Annotated in this window: 2 protein-coding genes; both read right to left on the bottom strand. The window is 36.1% G+C overall.

The features are described 5' to 3' along the window. Positions 1-2007: glycoside hydrolase (locus tag DZ60_RS23755; protein WP_206538663.1), on the bottom strand; the 2007-nt coding region annotated here is incomplete at its 3' end. 29 nt (positions 2008-2036) lie between these two features. Next, positions 2037-2147, bottom strand: a complete 111-nt coding sequence (locus DZ60_RS25815) for a T9SS type A sorting domain-containing protein (RefSeq protein ID WP_394332043.1) — start codon at positions 2145-2147, stop codon at positions 2037-2039. Positions 2148-2163 lie beyond the last annotated feature (16 nt).

Below are 2163 nucleotides of genomic sequence, written 5' to 3' on the forward strand. Positions count from 1 at the left end.
ATACATTCCATCATAGTCTTCAGCTTCTAATTTTATTGATGCTGCTGTAGATGCAACACATTCCTGACATACTTTTCCCACTCCTGGCAAAGGGTCTCCAAAAAATGCATTGCCACATGTTGTATTACCAGTGACTACTTTTGTAACATAAGTGCCATTGGCTCCATAACGAATGGTTTTTGTACCACTAAAATTCATTACTTCACGTTCATTAGCAATAGTTACCCACTCACAAGAACCAGAACCCTCTACTTCAGTAATTGCAAAAGATTCCCAGGTACCGTCTCTAGTATTTTCTACCATTTGCACCTTTCCATAATTATCAATTTGTAATCTTACACGACCTGTAGGTCCATCAGGTAAGGTAATAAAGTAGGTGCCTGCAATGGCTCCTTGTTCAAAATCAAAATAGGTATAAGTACCACTCCAGCCCGTAGCTTGCATATCAGCAGCAGTACCATCTGTTATGTTATTATCAGTACGAAATCTTGGTAAAGTCCCACCTGCGGCACGTTGAATATGCCAAGACCCGTTGCCTTTGGCAACAAATTTCCACTCAACATCAGCACTTGTAGTACTTGTTGATGCGGTGTAAGCATATTCACTTTCTCCCGTTGCTGCTAGCCTTAAATTGTGATATGGTGCATCTATATAGTATGTCTTATTGGGGTCAGGAGTGAAACTAGTGTTAGTTGAGTCGGTATCAAGAGTAATCTCAAAACAACTCAGTGAACCTGCAGGAACAGCACCAAGAATACTTGATGAATTAGAATTAGTGTATGTGTTTACCACTCCTTCAATGTCACTATCTGTATTCCAGTAAGTTCTTGTTATTTGATTCGTTGATTTATAATTCGTTAAATCAATGGAAATATTTATACTTGAATTATTTGGATTAACAGCCCAAACTGTAAGTAAATTATCCTTTATTAAGGCAGTAGTATGTGAAAGCTCATTTGGTGTTTCAATATCTAAAACCTGCCCACGATGTGAGGTATTTGTTAGCTTATTAAAAATAAAATATTTTACATTTCTACTAGGGGTTCCTGATGGGTTCAAAATATAACAGTGCCCTTGGTTTTTTGTTCCAATTGCTAGCCAACCTGTAAGACCCGAAAAACCAGCATTAATTGCTTCCATCATATACGAAAAAGTAAGTACTTCATCATAACCTGATGTACTTTTCCAATCATGAAGTTCCGTGTTCCAAATTTCTTTTTCAGTTCCTAAAATATCATGAGCGCGTTCAACAAAAGCGTTTGCACTTCCACCTGGATCTGTATTATGCGAAGCGACAATATCAATAGCATCTCTACGTCGCTCAGTATTTACATTATTTAGCCATGAAGCTCCTTGAGCATAACTCCAGGTAGAAGGAGCTATTATTTTTGGCATGTTGATCCCTTTTTGTGCTAAATCATCTTCAAGATACTCAGCAATATCTCTAATATGAGTAGGAGTCACGTAATTCCATTCATTGGTGATGTCTAGATAACTTATTTCAAAACCATACGAATCCATAAGTTCTAAATATCTAACTAGGAATTCTGAACATTTCTCCCAATCAAAAGAGAAGTTGCTATTACTTCCAGTACTTCCAGTTATCCATTGCGGATAGGGCTGCCAAGCAACATTATTCATTGCTTCATCTAAGGGGCGGGGTGATGCAAAAAATTTAATATTAGGATTTGCATCCTTCATATCTTGCATCATAGGGATGATTTTATTTGTGTATGCTGATAAATTATAATTACCTTCTGTTAATTCATAACCACTGTTGATTGCAACGCGTATAAAATCAATGTCATTATCCACAACGGACCATTTAGATACTAAATCTTTTTCTTCAGCGCTTAAAGAATTGGTCCAGTACCAAAGACGCTCATAATCCATACCATATCGCATAGTCTGTTTAGGGGTAGAGCCTACCTTTACAGAAATCTGTGCCTTAGCAATAGAGCATAAGCACATCAATAGTGCAATTAAAAAATGATTGGGTGTCTTCATGATTTGTTTTTTTTATAGAATAGGTCTCATTATTTCTTTACTATTTTTTTAATAACCTTTATACTTTCACCATTTATTTTAGCATAATACATTCCTTTAGTCAATTTGGATATATCAATACGTTCGATTTCGTTTGAAATATGCTGAGTAAATACT

It is taken from the genome of Aquimarina pacifica (assembly GCF_000520955.1).
GTDB classification, from domain to species: domain Bacteria; phylum Bacteroidota; class Bacteroidia; order Flavobacteriales; family Flavobacteriaceae; genus Aquimarina; species Aquimarina pacifica.